The organism is Halorubrum sp. GN11_10-6_MGM, from assembly GCF_005435165.1.
Classification (GTDB): Archaea; Halobacteriota; Halobacteria; order Halobacteriales; family Haloferacaceae; genus Halorubrum.
Genome location: NZ_SGUC01000126.1, coordinates 1 through 510 on the forward strand (window position 1 = coordinate 1; position 510 = coordinate 510).

At 72.9% G+C, this 510-nt stretch carries 1 protein-coding gene; it reads left to right on the forward strand.

Annotated features, from left to right (window positions below; genetic code table 11):
* Nucleotides 1-32: 32 nt before the first annotated feature.
* Nucleotides 33-510 (forward strand): uracil-DNA glycosylase family protein (locus EXE46_RS16360; protein WP_137689375.1); only part of this gene is annotated, 478 nt, incomplete at its 3' end.

Consider the following 510-nt stretch of genomic DNA (forward strand, 5'->3'; position numbering starts at 1 on the left):
GGATTTAACGGCCTGCGCGCCTACCCTCTCCCGTGCAGAACGTCACGGACCGGATCCGGAACCCCTTCGGGATGCGCCCCGACTGCCCCTCGTTCGTCCCCGGCTACGGCGACGCCAACGCCGACTTCCACGTCGTCGGCGACCGCCCGGGCGTCCACGGCGGGACCGCGGCGGGCGTCCCGTTCACCGGCGAGGCGTGGTCGCCCGCGTTCCTGTCGGCGCTCTCGGACGCCGGACTGATCGCGGGTGTCGCCGAGGGAGTCGCCCCCGACGGCGTCGCGCGCGACGGCGACCCGACGGCGGTCGACCCCGTTCGAACCGGCCGAACGTTCCTCTCGTACCTTCACATGTGCGCGGGTGAGGCGCCGCCCGACGAGGCCGCCTACGCCAACATGGAGCGGTTCTTCGACGCGGAGCTCCGCGCCATCGCCGCGCACGTGATGCTCCCGGTGGGCGCGCGGGCGACCGAACACGTCCTCGAAACCTACACCGCCCGGGCTCGAAAGACCG